Below are 17596 nucleotides of genomic sequence, written 5' to 3'. Positions count from 1 at the left end.
CGGAGCGCTCGATGTCGATCGATGTCGTGGTTTCGGGCTCAGCGCTGCAGCAGCGCCATCCGTTCTTCGTCCTCGTCGCGCTGGCGGCCGCCGATTGCGGCGGCGACGCTGGCGATGAAGGCACCGACGAACAGCGACAGCGCGCCGAACAGGGCAATGGCGGAAGCCGTCTTGCGGGCGTCGTCCGCCGCTTTCTGCGCGGCCGTCTTGGCCTCGTTGATCCGCGTCAGCACGGCATCGATCCGGGCCTTGGCATCGGCTTCGGACAGCCCGGTGCGCGAGGCGACCACCTGTTGGAGGTAGGTCTGGTCGTCGGCCGAAAGATTGCCGTCAACGATGCCGTTCACCAGCACCCGCGACACCTCGGCGCTCACGGCTTCGTTGCTCTGGTTTGCGGGTGCGGCGGCCGGATTGGAGGGCCGCAGCAGCGCGTCCGTGAAGTAGGCGGGCGAGAAGCCGCTCCTGTTGTCAGCCGCGCTTGCCGTCGCCAGCGCTCCGGCGGTTCCGGCGGCGCCCACCGCGCTTGCCGCTGCCTGCGTGCCGGTGCCCAGCGCCGACGACAGCGTCGAGCCCAGCAAACCGGCGACGACGACGGTTGCCAGCGCCCATGCGAGGAAGCCGTGCGCGGTGTCGCGGAAGAACACCTCATAGGTATGGACGCCCACCCACTTCGCGCGGAGCCGTCCGGTGAGATAGCCGCCGAGAGCCGCGGAAACCCACTGCACGACGATCAGCCAGACGGCGGCGGTGGCCCCCAGCGTCGTCAGCGACGCGCTTTCACCGGACCATGGAGAGACCATCGTCAGCCCGAGACCGGAGCCGACCAGAATGAATATGAGCGAGATGGCGGTCGCCGCCAGCGTGCCGGCGATGATCGGTCCCCAGCTCACGGCGGACGCCGAGGATTCCAGCGGCGCGTCGGTCACGACGGTGGACGAGGCATAGGACATCGCCGCCTCCTAGCGCCAGAAGAGCAGGATAAGGATGATCAGCGGAATCGGAACGCCAAGAAACCAAAGCAAGATACCTCTACCCATCGTAACCTCCTGTCAGCACGGCTGATTCATTGTTCTGATTGAGCCCGCGATGCGCGGGTGCTCTCAAAACCTTCAGCGGCGCTGATTGTTCCTGAGGCGGTGGAAAATTGCGGTTTCCCTCACGTCGGGACAGAGGCGCAGGATTTAAAACGCCTGATAGTCCTTCACATCCACCCGCGTCACGCGTCCCTCTTCGTTGAAGGTAATCGTTTCCTCGCCCTCGCGCACCAGCGGCTTGCCGGTCTTGCTGTGGGTGGCGCGCACCGACCACACGGCGCGCCCGGCAAGGGGGCTGACGCGTTCGACCAGCGTGTTGAAAGCCGTCTGGTCGGGGTAGTCGTCAAAATACTTGCGGAACGCCGTCATGATCTCGTCGCGGCCCGAAAGACTGCCGACGCCGTTCGAGACATAGGTCGCATCCTCGGCGAAATAGTCCTCGATCATTTGATAATCGAGCCTGTTGATCGCGTCGTGAAACAGGGTGATTTCCTTGATTGGATCGAATGCCATGGTCAGACCCTCACGCCGCGTTCCGCGAGATCGGCGCGCAGCTGCTCGGCGCCGGTGAAGAGCACCGCGTCCCATCCCGCCTTCTTGGCGCCTTCGATGTTCGGCGCCGAATCGTCGATGAAGATCGTCGCCGCCGGATTGAGGCCGAAGCTCTTGGTATGCGCTTCGTAGATCGCGATGTCGGGCTTGATCAGGCCGATGTCGCCGGAAACGGTGACGCCGCGCGGCGTGTTGAGGAAGGGAAAGCGCACCTGCGCCTCGCGGAAGGTGTCGGAGGCGAAGTTCGTCAGCATCGTCACGTCGCGGCCCTCGGCGATCAGCCCTTCCATGATCGCGACGCTGTCGTCGTAGGAATGCGATACCATCTCGTGCCAGTGCTTGCGGAAGGCGCGGATATTCGCCTCGCGATCGGGATGCGTTTCGATCAGAAGCGCCTCGGCATCCGCCCATGTGCGGCCGCGGTCCTGCTCGATGTTCCAGTCGTGGGTGCAGACATTGTCGAAGAACCATTTGCGTTCTGCGGCATCCGGAATGATCCGGCTGAAGGGAATATCAGGGTCGTAATGGATAAGAACTTTTCCGATATCGAAAACGATATGATCAATAGGCATTTATCCGTCCTTGGACTGTTGAAACGCGCGTGGAATAGCCGCTGTGATCGCTTTTTTCATGACGGTGGGCAATGCCTGCGCGTCAAGATTTGTAACCGGCTCCCACCATCCGTCATCCCCGTCGATCCTGCCGGGGATCGCCACGCGCCAGATCGACAGCCTGAGCTCGAAATGGGTGAAGACATGGGTGACGGTGCCCGATGGCTGCCAGTCGGCCGAAAACGGGGCGGCGTCCGCCGAGGTCTCGCCGTCGATGCGCGCCGTCCAGCCCGTCGTCGGCACCTCGGTCATGCCGCCAAGCAAACCGCTCTCGATCCTGCGCCGCAACAGCACTTCGCCATCATCAGTCACCGCCACGAAGGCGGCGCCGACGCGAACGGGCTTCGCCTTCTTGGCGGCCTTGACCGGGAAATGCTCTGGATCGTGCAGCGCTAAGGCCTCGCACGATCCGTTGAAGGGACAGAGCGCGCAGGCGGGCCGCTTCGGCGTACAGATCGTGGCGCCGAGATCCATCATCGCCTGGGCGAAATCGCCCGGCCGGTCGGATGGCGTCAGCAGCGCCACCTTCTGCTTCATCAACGGCTTGGCTGCGGGCAGCGGCGTCGAAATCGCATAAAGCCGCGAGATCACCCGCTCGATATTGCCGTCCATGACCGCAGCCTGCCGGTTGAACGCGATCGCGGCCACGGCAGCCGCCGTATAATCGCCGATCCCGGGTAGTGCCCTCAGCCCGTCCTCGGTATCGGGAAACACGCCTGAATGATCGTTCGCCACGGCCTCCGCGCATTTCTTCAGGTTGCGGGCACGGGCGTAATAGCCGAGCCCCGCCCAGGCGGCCATCACCTCCTCGCTAGGTGCTGCGGCAAGATCGCCAACCGTTGGCCAGCGCGAAAGGAATTTCAGGAAATAGGCTTTGACGGCAGGCACCGTCGTCTGCTGCAGCATCACTTCCGACAGCCACACATGATACGGATCGGCCTTGATCCCGCGCTTTGCCATCGGCGGCGAAACACGCCAGGGCAGGTCGCGGTGATGGCGATCGTACCAGTCGAGCAGGGGCTTTGCGGAGGGGGCCGAAATGGCCGATGATGTGCGTGCGTTCATTCCGTCCGAAGATAGGGAATGAAACAGGCGGCGCAACTGTCTGGCCGCTTGAAGCTGGGGATTGCCGAAACTCTTTTACAAGGCGGAGCAGCAACATGAACTTGACCGAGCTTTTCCAACTTTCGCCGGCTTTTGCCTCGGCCGCCGCGTCAGTCGTATGTATCTACGTCATCCTGCATTCTCTCGATAGCATAGGCAGGCTGCTTTCTCCCGAGAAGGGCAGTCTGCCAGCAATGGTTAGCGCGGTCCTGCGATGGCTCGAGAAAGAGTTGAGGCCTGTCGGACAGCCCTCGAGAAGGTCGCGGCTCGTCTTTATGTTCACAAGCGCGGTGATGTTCTACGTCTTGTCGGTGATTGTCTTTATCAGCGGCAATGCTGTGTTGTTGACCGCCTATCTGCATTCCCGCGACGAGGGCGTTTTCCCCCTGCAGATGCTCTGCGTGGCCTTTTTTGCTTTCTGCATTGTCGTAGCACGCCTGCTGCTGGTAAATGGCGGACACGACTGGCGGGCGTTTCGTGATCTCTTGAGGGGCAGGGGCGTTCGCTGAAGGCGAAATGGAGCAATGGTGGCTAACGGGCAGGCGCCTCGTTCACGAGGTGAAAAACAGATCTCCGAACTGGCCAACGGCCTGATCGATCCCGTGCTCGCCAAGCGCGCCGGCATCAACACGGCGCTGCTCGGCTCCTGGGACGAGATCGCCGGCGAGGATTTCGCCGATTGCACCCGCCCGGAAAAGATCGCCTGGGCGAGGGGCGGCGATGACGGCAGCTTCCGCCCCGGCGTCTTGACCATCGCCTGCGAGGGCGCCCGCGCCCTGTTTCTGACGCATGCGCAGGGCGAACTCATCCAGCGCATCAACAGCTTCTTCGGCTTCTCCGCCGTCCACCAGATCCGCATCGTCCAGAAGCCGGTCTCCCAAGCTTTCAAGCGCTCCCGCACGCCGCCGCCATTGAAAGGCGAGGCCGCCCGCCGGCTGGAGGGAATGATGGAGGGCATCGACAACGAGAAGCTGCGCGATGCGGTGAAGCGGCTGGGCACGGCGGTGTTGGGGAAGAAGGGGCGTTAGCATGCCGTTGGCCATGGCTTCGCAATGTGCTATACATGTATAGCAAGGAGAACGACGATGCTTGCCATACGATTGCCGGCTGAAATCGAAGAGCGTCTTGATGAACTTGCCAAGCGCACGGGCCGCAGCAAGAGCTTCTACGCACGCGAAGCCATCCTGGAACACCTTGATGATCTGGAAGACTACTATCTGGCCGAGAAGCGTCTTGAAGACTTTCGGCAAGGCAATGCCCGCACGGTGTCATTGGCTGAGTTGATGGAACGCTATGGCGTGGAGGATTGATTTCGACGAACGCGCTGAGCGCGAACTCGACAAGATCGGCCATGTTGCAGCCCAGCGAATTATACGTTTCCTCAATCAGCGCGTTGCAAAGCTGGACGACCCGCGGTCGATCGGCGAAGCCCTCAAAGGACCGGAGCTTGGCGCGTTCTGGAAATATCGCGTGGGAGATTACCGGATTATCGCCAGTATAGAGGACAACGTGCTTCGAATTTTAGTTGTTCGTGTGGGCAACCGGCGTGACGTCTATCGGTGATTACGACGTTGCAACCCGCAATAACGCCCCTTGGTCCCACCAAGGTCACAATTGTTTGAAGAAACTCCCCCATGCGTGCCTTGTTTGCGGCCGCGCGCCGTTATATCGCACTCACAGCCGCTACTCTCATTTATGAGGAAATTATGCAGATGTCCGAAATGCAACTGACCAAGCGCCAGCTTCTGGGCGGCGTCGCTGTCGCGACCGCCAGCCTGGCGGTCTTCAGCAGCGCCAATGCGGCTGTGGAAATTCCGAAGCCGGACGGCGATGTCGACATGGCCGCCGTGCTGAAGCCGGGCTCGCTGCCGGAAATGGTGATCGGCAAGGATGATGCCAAGGTCACCATCGTCGAATACATGTCGATGACCTGCCCGCACTGCGCCAACTTCCACAACAAGACCTTCGACGAGATCAAGAAGAAGTACGTGGACACCGGCAAGGCTCGCTTCATCATCCGCGAGTTCCCCTTCGATCCGCGTTCCGCGGCCGCGTTCATGCTGGCCCGCTGCAATCCGTCCAAGCCGGAAGACATGAGCACGGCCGACCAGTATTTCCCGATGGTCTCGATGCTCTTCAAGCAGCAGCAGACCTGGGTCGCTGCCGAAGATGGTCGCGCCGCTCTGCTCCAGATGTCGAAACTGGCTGGATTTAGTGAGGATAGCTTCACGAAGTGCTTGACGAACCAGAAGCTGCTGGATGAAGTGAACGCGACGCGGGAACGGGGTTCCAAGGAATTCGGCGTCAACGCCACGCCGACTTTCCTCATCAACGGGAAGCGCTACTCTGGAGACATGTCGGTTGACATCATGTCGGCCCTTATCGACAGCCTGCTTTAAGCTGAGCCGTTCCTATAAGACGGGCGACGGCGGAAGCCGTGCGCCCGTTTTTTCGTTGCTTTTCCCTTCTCCCCCACGGGGAGAAGGTGGCCCGAAGGGTCGGATGAGGGGGCCCTTCGCTCCGAGGTCCACCGCATGAAATTCAACAAACTTCGCCTCGTCGGCTTCAAATCCTTCGTCGAGCCCGCTGAATTCGTCATCGAGCGCGGCCTGACCGGTGTCGTCGGGCCGAATGGCTGCGGCAAGTCCAATCTTGTCGAGGCGCTGCGCTGGGTGATGGGCGAGAACTCGTACAAGAACATGCGCGCCTCGGGCATGGACGACGTGATCTTTTCCGGGTCCGGCAATCGTCCCGCCCGCAACACCGCCGAGGTGGCGCTTTATCTCGACAATGCCGACCGCACGGCACCAGCCGGCTTCAACGATAGCGACGAGATCCAGGTCACGCGCCGCATCGAGCGCGAGCAGGGCTCGGTCTACCGCATCAACGGCAAGGAAAGCCGCGCCAAGGACGTGCAGCTGCTCTTCGCCGACGCATCCACCGGCGCCCGCTCGCCGTCGATGGTCGGGCAGGGGCGTATCGGCGAGTTGATCTCGGCCAAGCCGCAGGCCCGCCGCCAGTTGCTGGAAGAGGCCGCCGGCATTTCCGGCCTGCATTCTCGCCGTCATGAGGCGGAACTGCGCCTGCGCGCCGCCGAAAGCAATCTCGAGCGTCTCGACGACGTGACGTCGCAGCTCGAAAGCCAGATCGAGAGCCTGAAGCGCCAGGCCCGTCAGGCCAATCGCTTCAAGTCGCTCTCCGCCGATATCCGCGCACGCGAGGCGATGCTCCTGCATATCCGCTGGGTGCAGGCCAAGGAGGCGGAGGCCGAGGCGGACAGCGCGCTCAACCAGGCCACCTCCATCGTCGCCGAAAAGGCGCAGATGCAGATGGAAGCGGCGAAGTCGCAAGGCATATCGAGCCTCAAGCTGCCGGAACTGCGCGAGGGCGAGGCCCGCGCGGCTGCCGCCCTGCAGCGCCTGCAGATCGCCAAGACCCAGCTGGAAGAAGACGCCAACCGCATCCTGCGCCGCCGCGATGAACTCACCCGCCGCCTGGCGCAGCTCTCGGAAGACATCCGGCGCGAGGAACGGCTGGTCGCCGACAATGCCGAGATTCTCCAGCGTCTCGACGCCGAGGAAGCCGAGATCAGCGAGATCCTCGCCGATTCCGGCCGTTACGCGGAAGAGACCCGCGAGGCCTTCGAGGAAGCCGCCGCCAGGCTTGCCGACAGCGAGCGCATCTTCGCCGGCCTGACGTCGGAACGCGCCGAGGCCGCCGCCGGTCGCAACCAGCTCGAACGCGCCATCCGCGATCTCGCCGACCGCAAGATGCGCCTCGAGCGCCAGATGGACGAGGCCAATCGCGAGCTGTCAGGTATCGGCGAGCGTATCGCGACGCTGCCCGATCCCGATGAAAAGCGCATGGTCGTCGAAGCCGGCGAAAGCGCCGTCGCCGAGGCCGAGGCCGCCATCCAGGCGGTCGAGCAGGCGCTTGCCGCTGCCCGTCAGACGGAAGCGATGTCGCGTGCGCCGGTCGATCAGGCCCGCGCCCAGCTGAATGCCATCGAGACCGAAGCGCGCACCATCTCCCGCATGCTGGCATCCGGCGCCAGCGCCGGCGAATTCACGCCTGTCGCCGATGATCTCAAGGTCGATCGCGGTTTCGAGACCGCCGTGGGCGCTGCCCTTGGCGACGATCTCGAATCCCCGCTCGACCCGAAGGCGCCCGCCCACTGGTCGGAAAACGGCGATGGCGCGGCCGATCCGGCGCTGCCACCGGGCGTCACGCCGCTGATCACGCATGTCCGCGCGCCCGCGGCACTTGCCCGCCGCCTCAGGCAGATCGGCCTCGTCTCCGACGCGGATGCCGAAGGCCTGATGGCGAGCCTCAAGCCCGGCCAGCGCCTCGTCACCCGCGATGGCGCCGTCTACCGCTGGGATGGCCATGTCACCGGTGCCGACGCCCCGAGTGCCGCGGCACTCCGTCTCGCCCAGAAGAACCGTCTCTCCGAGCTCGAAGGCGAAGCATCCATCGCCCGCGACGTGCTCACTGAGGCTGAAGAGCAGCTGGCGATCGCGGCCGAAGCCATCTCGGGCGAGGAGCATCGCCTGGCCGAGGCCCGCGATACCGCGCGCATGTCGGCACGCCAGCTGGCGGAAGCCCGTGAGGCGCTGGCTGCTGCCGAGCGCGCCTCGGGTGATCTCATCCGTCGCCGCGATGTCATCGCCGAGGCCGTCAGCCAGCTGCAGAGCCAGCTCGAAGACATCGCCATCCAGGAAGAAAACGCCCGCATCGAGCTCGACGACGCGCCGGATCTCTCCGCGCTCGACGAACGCCTGCGGCTGCAGCAGGCCGATGTGGCGACCGATCGCGGCGCCCTTGCCGAGGCGCGCGCCCGCCACGAGAGCCTGAACCGCGAAAACGACGCCCGCCAGCGCCGCATCGTCGCCATCGGCCAGGAGCGCGAAACGTGGCGCCAGCGCGCGGCGAGCGCGCAGGACCATATCGCGACGCTGCGCGACCGCGAGGAGGAAGCGCGCGAGGAAGCGGCCGATCTCGAAATGGCGCCCGACGAATTCGACGACAAGCGCCGTGGGCTGTTGAACGAACTGCAGAAGGCCGACGACGCACGCCGCGCTGCCGCCGATCTGTTGGCTGAGGCCGAGCTGGCGCAGCGCGATGTCGATCACAAGGCGGCGATTGCGCTGTCGGAACTCGCCGAAAGCCGCGAGCGTCGCGGCCGCGCCGAGGAGCGCCTGGTCTCGGCCCGCGAAAAACGCGTGGAGACAGAGGCGCGCATCCGCGAGGCGCTGAACGTCGCGCCGCACGAAGCCTTCAGGCTGGCCGGTCTCGATGCCATGCAGGCGATGCCCGATTTGCGCGAGGTCGAGCGCGAACTGGAGCGGCTGAAGATGGAACGCGAACGGCTCGGCGCCGTCAACCTGCGCGCCGAGGAAGAGCAGAAGGAACTGAGTGACCGGCTGGCGGCGCTGATCAAGGAGCGCGACGACGTCATCGACGCGATCCGCAAGCTGCGCGGCGCCATCCAGAGCCTGAACCGCGAAGGCCGTGAACGCCTGATCGCCGCCTTCGATGTGGTCAACACCCAGTTCCAGCGCCTCTTTACCCACCTGTTCGGCGGCGGCACGGCCGAGTTGCAGCTGATCGAATCCGACGATCCTTTGGAAGCAGGCCTGGAAATCCTCGCCCGCCCGCCGGGCAAGAAGCCGCAGACCATGACGCTGCTGTCGGGCGGCGAGCAGGCGCTGACGGCGATGGCGCTGATCTTCGCGGTGTTTCTCACCAACCCGGCGCCGATCTGCGTGCTCGACGAAGTGGACGCGCCGCTCGACGATCATAACGTCGAGCGCTACTGCAACCTGATGGACGAGATGGCGGCTTCGACGGAGACGCGCTTCGTCATTATCACCCACAATCCGATCACCATGGCCCGCATGAACCGCCTTTTCGGCGTGACGATGGCGGAGCAGGGCGTGTCGCAGCTGGTTTCGGTCGACCTGCAAACCGCTGAACAATTGCGCGAGATCGCCTGAGGTCAAGGCGAAACACCCAAAAAAAGTCGCCTCTGAGTAGGCTTCTCACCCAATAAGGTGATGCGTTTTTACTCATACTGCATTAGAAGAAACTGTACGTGCGGTCCGAGAGGATCGCGCCACCGGTTTTGCGTACAGATTGCCGTGCGCATGTGGTGAGGCTTCCTCCTCGTCGTGTCGGCATGCTGAACCCCCCGTCCGGTTTTCCTGGCCGGACGGAAATAAGGCTTTGCGGGACTTTGTTGCAGTCCCGCAAAGCTTTATTACTCTTCCCTAGAGTTCAAACGGTTAGAATGCGCGGATGTTGTGCGCTGCAACATTTTGGCCGCATTTGTCCGATTTTCATTTTAACACCAAGGGATTAAGCTGATCCCGATTTTGGTGTTGGGGAGAGCATGACCAAGTGGGTCTACACATTCGGTAACGGCGCTGCGGAGGGGCGGGCGCTCGAACATGAGATGCTGGGCGGCAAGGGGGCCAATCTCGCCGAGATGTGCAGCCTCGGCCTGCCCGTTCCCCCCGGCCTGACCATCACCGCCGACGCCTGTTCCGCCTATTATCGCGATGGCCGTCGCATAGCGGATGAGGTGCGCGCGCAGGTGCTGTCAGGCATCGCAAGCATCGAGGCCGTCACCGGCCGGCGCTTCGGCGCGGGCAACAGCCCGCTGCTCCTGTCGGTTCGCTCCGGCGCCCGCGTATCGATGCCGGGCATGATGGATACGGTGCTGAACCTCGGTCTCAACGACGAAACCGTTCAGGCGCTCGGCCACGATGCCGGCGACGCGCGCTTCGCCTGGGATAGCTACCGCCGCTTCATCCAGATGTATGCCGATGTCGTCATGGGTCTCGACAACGAGGTCTTCGAGGAAATCCTGGAGGACGAAAAGGCGCGCCACGGCTACGAATACGACACCGAGATGACCGCGAGCGAATGGCAGCACGTCGTCCATCTCTACAAGGCGGTGCTGGAGGAGGAGCTCGGCGAGGAGTTCCCGCAGGACCCGCAGGTGCAGCTCTGGGGCGCTGTCGGCGCTGTGTTTTCGAGCTGGATGAGCGCCCGCGCCGTCACCTATCGCCATCTCCACAATATCCCCGAAAGCTGGGGCACCGCCATCAATATCCAGGCCATGGTCTTCGGCAACCTCGGCAATTCGTCTGCCACCGGCGTCGCCTTCACCCGCAACCCGTCGACCGGCGAAAAGGCGCTCTACGGCGAGTTTCTGGTCAATGCACAGGGCGAGGATGTCGTCGCCGGCATCCGCACGCCGCAGAGCATCACCGAGGAGGCGCGTATCTCCTCCGGCTCCGACCGGCCGTCGATGGAAAAGCTGATGCCCGAGGCCTTCAAGGAATTCGTGGCGATCTGCGACCGGCTCGAGGCCCACTATCTCGACATGCAGGATATCGAGTTCACCATCGAGCGCGGCACGCTGTGGATGCTGCAGACGCGGTCAGGCAAGCGCTCGACCCGCGCGGCGATGAAGATCGCCGTCGATATGGTGGACGAGAAGATGATCACCGAGGAACAGGCGGTGCTGCGCATCGAGCCGTCCTCGCTCGATCAGCTGCTGCACCCGACAATCGACCCGCGCGTCGCGCGCGAGGTGATCGGCACCGGCCTTCCGGCGTCGCCCGGTGCTGCATCCGGCGAGATCGTCTTTACCGCCGAAGAGGCGGTCATGGCGGAAGAGGAGGGGCGCAAGGTCATCCTGCTGCGCGTCGAGACCAGCCCCGAGGATATCCACGGCATGCATGCCGCCGAAGGCATCCTGACGACGCGCGGCGGCATGACCAGCCACGCGGCCGTCGTTGCCCGCGGCATGGGCATCCCCTGCGTCGTCGGCGCCGGCACCATGCGCATCGATCTGCGCAACGAGCGGCTGATCGGCATGGGCGTGACGCTGAAGAAGGGCGACATCATCACCATCGACGGATCGGCGGGGCAGGTGCTGAAGGGCGAGGTGCCGATGGTGCAGCCGGCGCTCTCCGGTGATTTCGGCCGTATCATGGAATGGGCCGATCGCGTCCGCCGCATGACGGTGCGCACCAATGCCGACACGCCGGCCGACGCGCGCGCTGCGCGCTCCTTCGGCGCCGAGGGCATCGGTCTTTGCCGCACCGAGCACATGTTCTTCGAGGGCGAGCGCATCCATGTGATGCGCGAGATGATCCTGGCCGAGGACGAGGCGGGCCGGCGCACCGCGCTCGACAGGTTGCTGCCGATGCAGCGGGAGGACTTCGAGAGCCTGTTCAACGTCATGCACGGCCTGCCGGTGACGATCCGCCTGCTCGATCCGCCATTGCACGAATTCCTGCCGAAGACGGACGAGGAAATCGCCGACGTCGCGGCCGCCATGAACATGGACGCGACCGCGTTGCGCCAGCGCGTCGATGCGCTGCACGAGTTCAATCCCATGCTCGGCCATCGCGGCTGCCGTCTGGCGATCTCCTATCCCGAGATCGTAGAGATGCAGGCGCGTGCCATCTTCGAGGCAGCCGTCCAAGCGGCGCGCGAGACGGGTGCTGCTGTCGTCCCCGAGATCATGGTGCCGCTCGTCGGCCTGCGCTCCGAGCTCGATTACGTCAAGGAGCGCATCGACGCCATCGCCCGCGACGTGATGACGGAAGCCGACATGCGGATCGACTATCTCGTCGGCACGATGATCGAGCTGCCGCGCGCGGCACTGCGCGCCCACATCATCGCGGAAGCCGCCGAATTCTTCTCCTTCGGCACCAACGACCTGACGCAGACCACCTTCGGTATCTCGCGCGACGACGCCTCGGCCTTCATTCCGACATACCAGCGCAAGGGCATCATCGAGCATGATCCCTTCATCTCGCTGGATTTCGATGGGGTGGGCGAGCTGATCCGCATCGCCACCGAGCGCGGCAGGCGCACCCGCGCCGACATGAAGCTCGGCATCTGCGGCGAACATGGCGGCGATCCGGCCTCGATTCATTTCTGCGAGGGCATCGGTCTCGACTACGTCTCCTGCTCGCCCTTCCGCGTGCCGATCGCAAGATTGGCGGCGGCGCAGGCCGCGATCAAGGCAAGATAGGGGTTATCAGGGACAGCTACCGATGCCGGTAGTAGGGGCCGCCGTAATACGGGCCACCCATGCGCCACGCCATGTCCGCCATCGCGTAATCGCTGTCGGCCCGCGCTTGCGCCTGGCGGTTGAGGTCGATGCGTTGCAGGCAGGTGGCGAATCCTTCGGTCCCGCGCTTGAAGCCATAGCTCAGGCACTGCCGGTCGTCCGCCGCCCGCCGCTCTTCCGGCGTCATGGTCTGGCAGGCCGAAAGGCCGATCGCAATGGCGGCCATGGTGAGCGTCAGCGGGAGAATGCGCATCGTTCTGTCTTCAACGGATTGATCTTGCTGATGTAGCAGACGCCAACGCCGCGCACCCGTCAACAAAAAACTCCGTCCGCCGAAAAACTTGTCAGGCGGCGCCGGCCGGATCGCCGATCGGCAGAAGCGCCGGATCGAGCGTCGGGTCGTTCGGGTTCTTGCTGTCGCCGGGATCCTGGGCGGGTGTCCGCGGCGGCTTTTCCTGCACGCGGTCGGGAATACCGGGTGTCGGCGTCGGGCCGCGGGGCGTCTCGGGCGTCGGTACGGGGATCGGATCGCGATTGGGCATGATTGTCTCCTTCTGGTCCAAGGAAAACGATGCCCCTTCGCTTTGGTTCCCGCTTTCGCCCGGCCGAGAACCGCTATATGAAGACGCCTCACGGAAATGGAAGCGACTGATGGCACTGCGTGATCGATTCTCGAAAAAGCTGACCTGCCCGCAATGCGGCAATAGCGGCTTTGCCGAAGCCTCCGAGACGGACGATCCGAAGCGCAAGCATCCGGGCTTCAACATCGACCAGTTGCCGCGCGGGCTTTTCGTCCAGCGCCAGACCAATTTTCAGGAAACCAGCGTGATCAAGTGCGAATGCGGCCGCAAGTTCGCGTTCCGCACGCTGGCCGAAGCCGCATCCGGCCGCGATTGAACTAGACTAGATTAGAACCGCTCCAGCACCTCGATGAAGGCATCGGCGAACTGCGCGATATGGGCGGTCTCGGGCGCCGGGCTTTCCATGCGGATATCGGTGCCGTTCTGGTCGAGCACCGCGAGCACGATCCGCATGTCGGTGGAGGCGGAAGGGATGCGCAGCACCGCGATCCGCTTGCAATCGTCCATCAGTCCTTCGGCCGGCAGGTCGAACAGGAATTCGCCGCCGCTCTTTCCCGCCGCCGTGCGAACCGCATCGCAAAAGTCGGTGTCGCCGTCATAGCCTTCGAGCGAAAGCTCGAGCTCGAGAAGCTCCATCGGCAGAAGCGGATCGCTCGCATCGGCCCCGGCAAGCGTCGGCATGGGGCTTTCCATTGCAAGCTCGGATGCGATCATTGCTCTTCTCCTGTTCGTCCGCGACCGATGAGGATGCTGCAATTGCGGGAAATCAACTCAATATCAGAAAATGCTCACGTAAGCCATGCCCGTATTGGCCGCGGAAATTGGTCTTCATCGTGGATTGGACACGCTCGCGTAAGACAACAGTTTCAATTTAGGCGAATCTTGCACTAAACAAGTGCTTGGGCGATTTGCGCGTTCATGCGGGACGCGCCGCTTGCGACTAACCGGTAAGTTTGATGGCAATCCGTTTCGACCGCCCCGTTTCCAATGCCGCCCGCTTCTCCAGGCGGTTCGCGGCCTTTGCGCTGGTCTTGTGCCTGGCGGCGCTGATCGGTCACCGCTTCGCCGGCCTCGCCACGCCCTATCTCGTGCTCGTCCTGATCGTCTCCACCGGGTTCGGCATCCTGGCCGCCGTTCTGGCCGCGGCCGGCCTGCGCAGCCTGTGGCTGATGGGGTCCGAGGGCGGGCATGACGCGCTGAAGGCGCTGATCTTCGCCGCCTTGCCGCTCGTCATCGGTGGACTGGCGGTTGAACGCTATCTCAGCATGCCCGTCATCTATGACGTCTCCACCGATCCCGTCTCCGCGCCGGACTGGCTGAAGACGCCCAGCGCCGACCAGATCTGGCTGAAGCGAGTGCCGGTGACGCCTGGTGATCGCGAAAAGCAGCTGGAAGCCTATCCCGAACTGACAGGCCGCCGTTACGACGGCGCCATCGACCGCGTACTGGAGGCCGTCAAGAAGGTCGCCAGGATGAACGGCATCCGCATCACGAGGGCCGAGGGCGACAGCATGCCGACGCGCGATCCGGAGGACAAGCCGGCGGGCAAGTCGCAGGCGGACAATGGCGCCATCCCCGACGCGGCCCCCGATATCGTTCCCGTTCCGACGCCGCGCCCCTATGACGACGACGTCGCCCAGCTGATCCGCCGCGCCAATGGCGTGACGCTGCAGGGCGAAAAGCGCACGCTGGTTCTCGGCCTGCGCTTCGACGTCATCATCCGCCTGCGCGAGGAGGCGGAGACCACGTTCGTCGACGTCCGCGTCGCCTCGCGCTACGGCCCCTCCGACCTCGGCTTCAGCGCCGATATCGCGGATGATTACCTGAAGGCGCTGGACGCGGAGCTGCTCGGCATCGCCGCCGGCAGCTGACGCACTGGCCAGCCCGTGTGGTTGGCGCGCGTGGCTGGCCCCTGCGGGTTGTCGATCATCCGAGAAAACGATCGCGTTGCGCCGGCGTCGGCACGAAGCAGCTTGCCCGCCGCCCTGAGATCCGCAGCCGGTTGCGCGCCACGAATGCGTAGAGCCGATCGGCGATCGCGCGCGGCAAAAGCCGCGATATCGTCACCGCCGACCAGGGGGCGCCCAGCCCCGCCACCATGTGGATCGTCCCATCCGACTTGAAATACGCGCGGCCGCCTTCGATCAGGATGTTGGTCTCGTAGTCGCGCTCGTTGAGCCCGTAGTGGCGGTAGAGCGCCGCGCCAAGCGGCGTCTGCGCGGCGACAAAACGGTAGCGCTCGCGCCTGTCGTGTTTCAGCACGAACCGCACCCAGGCCGAGCAGAACACGCACTCGCCGTCGAACACGATCAGCGGCTTGTCGTCGGGGAAATCGGGAACGGCCGCATCCTGGCGATAGCTGTAATCCGGCCGCATCGTCTCATCCTCTCCCGGCCATCCGGTACGACCCCAGAAGCGCCGGCGGGCCATCGGTCTCGATCTCGCCGCGCTCGATCAGGTCCTCGATATGCGCGAGCACGGAAAGAGCGGCGGCGCCGTGCAGGCGCGGATCGGTGTCGCGGTAGATGACTTTGACCATGTCGGGGATATTGGTGTCGCCGGCCCTGATCCGCCCCAGCACCGCGCGCTCGCGCATCCGCCTGTGCGTCTTCAAAGCCCGCATGAAGGAGATCGGCTTGCGCACCGGGCCGCCATGGCCGGGCAGGAGCAGCCGGTCGCGCCTTGCGATCAGCTTGTCGAGCGAGGCCATGTAATCGGCCATCGATCCATCCGGCGGCGCGACGACAGACGTTGCCCAGGCCATGACGTGATCGGCCGAAAACAGGATGCCGGTGTCCTCGAGCGCGAAGGCCATGTGATTGGCGGCGTGTCCGGGCGTGTGGATACCCGTCAGCCGCCAGCCGTCGCCCTCGATCGCCTGCCCATCCGCAAGCGCGATATCGGGGCGGAACGCCATGTCGGAGCTTTCGGTAAAGGGATTGGTCTCCCCCGCATGCAGCGGCCGCGCCGCCCGGTGCGGCCCCTCGGCGACGACGATCGCCCCCGTCGCCTCCTTGAGCCGGCGCGAGAGCGGCGAGTGGTCGCGATGCGTGTGGGAAACGAGAATATGCGTGACCTCGCGACCCTTGAGCGCCGCCATCAGGGCCGCGAGATGCGCGTCGTCATCGGGGCCGGGATCGATCACCGCGACGGAGCGGTCGCCGACGATATAGCTGTTGGTGCCGTGAAAGGTGAAAGCGCTCGGATTGTTGACCGTAAGCCGCTGCACGCCTGGTGCCACCGGCACGGCTTGGCCATAAGAAGGCTCGAAGGCGAGATTGAAGTCTGGATTGGCCATGTCGTTCCTGCGGTCGTGCGCCCCGGCAAGGGGCCGACCAATTACTTGTACTCGATCTCGATGAAGGACATCGGCTTGTCGCCGGCATTGACGACATTGTGCTCGATGCCCGCATCGCGCCGGTAGGCGGCGCCCGCCGCGATATCCACCCGCCGGCTGCCGTCCTTCTCCTCCAGCAGGAACCGGCAGTCCGTCATCGGCACGACGACATAGCCCATGCCATGCGTATGCACGCCGGTATCGGCGCCGGGCTCGAAGTCCCAGCGCGTGATCCGGACCACGGCGTCGTCGACGAGAAGCGTGGCAAGGGCAGGCGGACGGGCGCGATACTGGCTCATTGTCACTCCGAGGCGGTATTGTCTCGCAACAGACCTAGCATGCCGCCCGTAGCAGCGCACAAAAAAGGCGCACAGAAATATGCTCGCCCCGAAACTTAATGATTGTGACGTCAACGGACCTTTGCTAATCAGGCGACGCAATTGGCAAGCGTTTCTCGCTGCCAGTCTCTGGTGGGGCGTCGCCAAGCGGTAAGGCACCGGTTTTTGGTACCGGCATTCCCAGGTTCGGATCCTGGCGCCCCAGCCACCGCGGTAATTCTCGGCCAGCAATATCCCAAGACATCATCACGCCGATCAGCACGTATCGTTGCTGAGCCTCCAGCTCTGTTGTCGCAACACAGCCCAAAAACCAAAAAAGGCGGAACCCGTGTCCCGCCTCTCATGTCTCTCGCCTCGCTGCGCCTTACTGCGCGGCCGGCTGGGCAGGCGCCAGGAATTCGGCGCAGTAGGAGGGGCCGTTCACGCCGGGGATGTCGCCGGAAACGCGGATGGTGCGGATCGTGTAGTCGGCGTTTGTGGTGATCTCGACCTGGCAGCGCAGGTACTGCTTGCGGGCGGGCGCGATCTGCTTGCCGCGCTTGCCCTCAGTGCCATCGGCATACTTCGCCGGAACGTTGACGGTCTTGTAGCCGCCCTTCCAGGTGTAGACGTTGCCGCTGCCCGTGTCGGCATCGGTGAGCGGCGGGCCGTAGGCGGCGAAGAACTTGCCGGCGGACTGGCCGACCCAGCGGCTGGAGATCGGATCGGCGGCCGTCGGGATGGTCGTGCAGCCGGCCAGGGCAATGGCCAGCCCTGCGGCTGCGAAAGTGCGGAGTTTCATGATGTCGTCCCTGAATTTGTCGCGCATTCGGCGGCGGGAATCACTGCCCCTGCAGCGTTTCAGCCTGTCCTGACGAGCGCTTTAGCGCGGAACCCGGAAAAAGAAAATCGGCTCTTTCCAGCGATCGCGAAATTTGCGGCGGGTGTGGCTTTTTGCTCGCGCGC

At 64.1% G+C, this 17596-nt stretch carries 20 protein-coding genes and 1 tRNA gene; 10 read left to right on the top strand and 11 right to left on the bottom strand.

The window, feature by feature from the left end; translation table 11 throughout:
* Window positions 1-38: 38 nt before the first annotated feature.
* The 4 genes from P3R82_RS20785 to mutY all read right to left on the bottom strand — a co-directional run bounded on the left by P3R82_RS20785 (window position 39) and on the right by mutY (window position 3262).
* Window positions 39-950: a hypothetical protein gene (locus P3R82_RS20785; RefSeq protein ID WP_283195166.1), complete on the bottom strand. Its 912-nt coding sequence runs from the start codon at window positions 948-950 to the stop codon at window positions 39-41.
* Window positions 951-1181: 231 nt separating this feature from the next.
* Window positions 1182-1547: a nuclear transport factor 2 family protein gene (locus P3R82_RS20780; protein WP_283195165.1), complete on the bottom strand. Its 366-nt coding sequence runs from the start codon at window positions 1545-1547 to the stop codon at window positions 1182-1184.
* Window positions 1548-1549: 2 nt separating this feature from the next.
* Window positions 1550-2158 (bottom strand): HAD family phosphatase, encoded by a 609-nt coding sequence (locus P3R82_RS20775; protein ID WP_283195164.1) that lies wholly within the window; start codon window positions 2156-2158, stop codon window positions 1550-1552.
* On the bottom strand, window positions 2159-3262 hold the full coding sequence (mutY, locus tag P3R82_RS20770) for an A/G-specific adenine glycosylase (RefSeq protein WP_283195163.1): 1104 nt from the start codon (window positions 3260-3262) through the stop codon (window positions 2159-2161).
* A gap of 95 nt (window positions 3263-3357) precedes the next feature.
* Here mutY and P3R82_RS20765 point away from each other — a divergent pair, with 95 nt between their 5' ends.
* From P3R82_RS20765 to ppdK, 7 genes are all read left to right on the top strand, one after another.
* Window positions 3358-3810, top strand: a complete 453-nt coding sequence (locus tag P3R82_RS20765; RefSeq protein ID WP_283195162.1) for a hypothetical protein — start codon at window positions 3358-3360, stop codon at window positions 3808-3810.
* 18 nt (window positions 3811-3828) lie between these two features.
* Window positions 3829-4329 (top strand): DUF721 domain-containing protein, encoded by a 501-nt coding sequence (locus tag P3R82_RS20760; RefSeq protein WP_283195161.1) that lies wholly within the window; start codon window positions 3829-3831, stop codon window positions 4327-4329.
* A gap of 57 nt (window positions 4330-4386) precedes the next feature.
* The gene (locus P3R82_RS20755; RefSeq protein ID WP_283195160.1) at window positions 4387-4611 is read left to right on the top strand and encodes a DUF6290 family protein; all 225 of its coding nucleotides are present in this window, start codon (window positions 4387-4389) and stop codon (window positions 4609-4611) included.
* On the top strand, window positions 4595-4864 hold the full coding sequence (locus P3R82_RS20750) for a type II toxin-antitoxin system RelE/ParE family toxin (protein WP_183901029.1): 270 nt from the start codon (window positions 4595-4597) through the stop codon (window positions 4862-4864). Before P3R82_RS20755 ends, P3R82_RS20750 begins: the two co-directional genes overlap by 17 nt.
* A gap of 143 nt (window positions 4865-5007) precedes the next feature.
* Entirely contained in the window at window positions 5008-5700 is a 693-nt protein-coding gene (locus P3R82_RS20745) for a DsbA family protein (protein WP_283195159.1), read from the top strand.
* A gap of 135 nt (window positions 5701-5835) precedes the next feature.
* Complete coding sequence (locus tag P3R82_RS20740) at window positions 5836-9297, top strand: chromosome segregation SMC family protein (protein WP_283195158.1); 3462 nt, start codon at window positions 5836-5838, stop codon at window positions 9295-9297.
* Window positions 9298-9692: 395 nt separating this feature from the next.
* Window positions 9693-12356, top strand: coding sequence for a pyruvate, phosphate dikinase (ppdK, locus tag P3R82_RS20735; protein WP_283195157.1), 2664 nt, complete (start codon window positions 9693-9695; stop codon window positions 12354-12356).
* Between the two features lie 16 nt (window positions 12357-12372).
* Here ppdK and P3R82_RS20730 read toward each other — a convergent pair whose 3' ends face one another.
* Entirely contained in the window at window positions 12373-12648 is a 276-nt protein-coding gene (locus P3R82_RS20730) for a hypothetical protein (RefSeq protein ID WP_283195156.1), read from the bottom strand.
* Window positions 12649-12739: 91 nt separating this feature from the next.
* Window positions 12740-12937 (bottom strand): hypothetical protein, encoded by a 198-nt coding sequence (locus tag P3R82_RS20725; protein ID WP_283195155.1) that lies wholly within the window; start codon window positions 12935-12937, stop codon window positions 12740-12742.
* Between the two features lie 109 nt (window positions 12938-13046).
* Here P3R82_RS20725 and P3R82_RS20720 point away from each other — a divergent pair, with 109 nt between their 5' ends.
* Window positions 13047-13292: a hypothetical protein gene (locus P3R82_RS20720; RefSeq protein WP_018899034.1), complete on the top strand. Its 246-nt coding sequence runs from the start codon at window positions 13047-13049 to the stop codon at window positions 13290-13292.
* Window positions 13293-13303: 11 nt separating this feature from the next.
* On the opposite strand, the gene P3R82_RS20715 is transcribed toward P3R82_RS20720, so the two are convergent.
* On the bottom strand, window positions 13304-13690 hold the full coding sequence (locus P3R82_RS20715) for a hypothetical protein (protein WP_283195154.1): 387 nt from the start codon (window positions 13688-13690) through the stop codon (window positions 13304-13306).
* A gap of 242 nt (window positions 13691-13932) precedes the next feature.
* On the opposite strand from P3R82_RS20715, the gene P3R82_RS20710 reads away from it, so the two are divergent.
* Window positions 13933-14847, top strand: coding sequence for a DUF1499 domain-containing protein (locus P3R82_RS20710; protein WP_283195153.1), 915 nt, complete (start codon window positions 13933-13935; stop codon window positions 14845-14847).
* Window positions 14848-14902: 55 nt separating this feature from the next.
* Here the strand turns inward: P3R82_RS20710 and P3R82_RS20705 are convergent, their stop codons facing one another.
* Genes P3R82_RS20705 through P3R82_RS20695 form a run of 3 tightly spaced genes read right to left on the bottom strand, consistent with a single transcriptional unit; the run spans window position 14903 to window position 16612 of the window.
* Window positions 14903-15352, bottom strand: a complete 450-nt coding sequence (locus P3R82_RS20705; RefSeq protein WP_283195152.1) for a DCC1-like thiol-disulfide oxidoreductase family protein — start codon at window positions 15350-15352, stop codon at window positions 14903-14905.
* A gap of 4 nt (window positions 15353-15356) precedes the next feature.
* The gene (locus P3R82_RS20700; RefSeq protein WP_283195151.1) at window positions 15357-16274 is read right to left on the bottom strand and encodes an MBL fold metallo-hydrolase; all 918 of its coding nucleotides are present in this window, start codon (window positions 16272-16274) and stop codon (window positions 15357-15359) included.
* A 41-nt stretch (window positions 16275-16315) separates the two neighbouring features.
* Window positions 16316-16612 carry a cupin domain-containing protein gene (locus P3R82_RS20695; RefSeq protein ID WP_283195150.1) on the bottom strand — a complete coding sequence of 99 codons (297 nt, stop codon included), beginning with the start codon at window positions 16610-16612 and terminating at the stop codon, window positions 16316-16318.
* A 172-nt stretch (window positions 16613-16784) separates the two neighbouring features.
* Here P3R82_RS20695 and P3R82_RS20690 point away from each other — a divergent pair.
* A tRNA-Gln gene (locus tag P3R82_RS20690) sits at window positions 16785-16859 on the top strand.
* Window positions 16860-17015: 156 nt separating this feature from the next.
* Here P3R82_RS20690 and P3R82_RS20685 read toward each other — a convergent pair.
* Window positions 17016-17432, bottom strand: coding sequence for a hypothetical protein (locus P3R82_RS20685; protein WP_283195149.1), 417 nt, complete (start codon window positions 17430-17432; stop codon window positions 17016-17018).
* Window positions 17433-17596: the final 164 nt, after the last annotated feature.

The sequence above is a fragment of the Rhizobium sp. AN80A genome, assembly GCF_030053015.1.
Classification (GTDB): domain Bacteria; phylum Pseudomonadota; class Alphaproteobacteria; order Rhizobiales; family Rhizobiaceae; genus Rhizobium; species Rhizobium metallidurans.
Note: the sequence above shows the minus strand (reverse complement) of the source record. Positions and strands in the feature narration are given on the sequence as shown.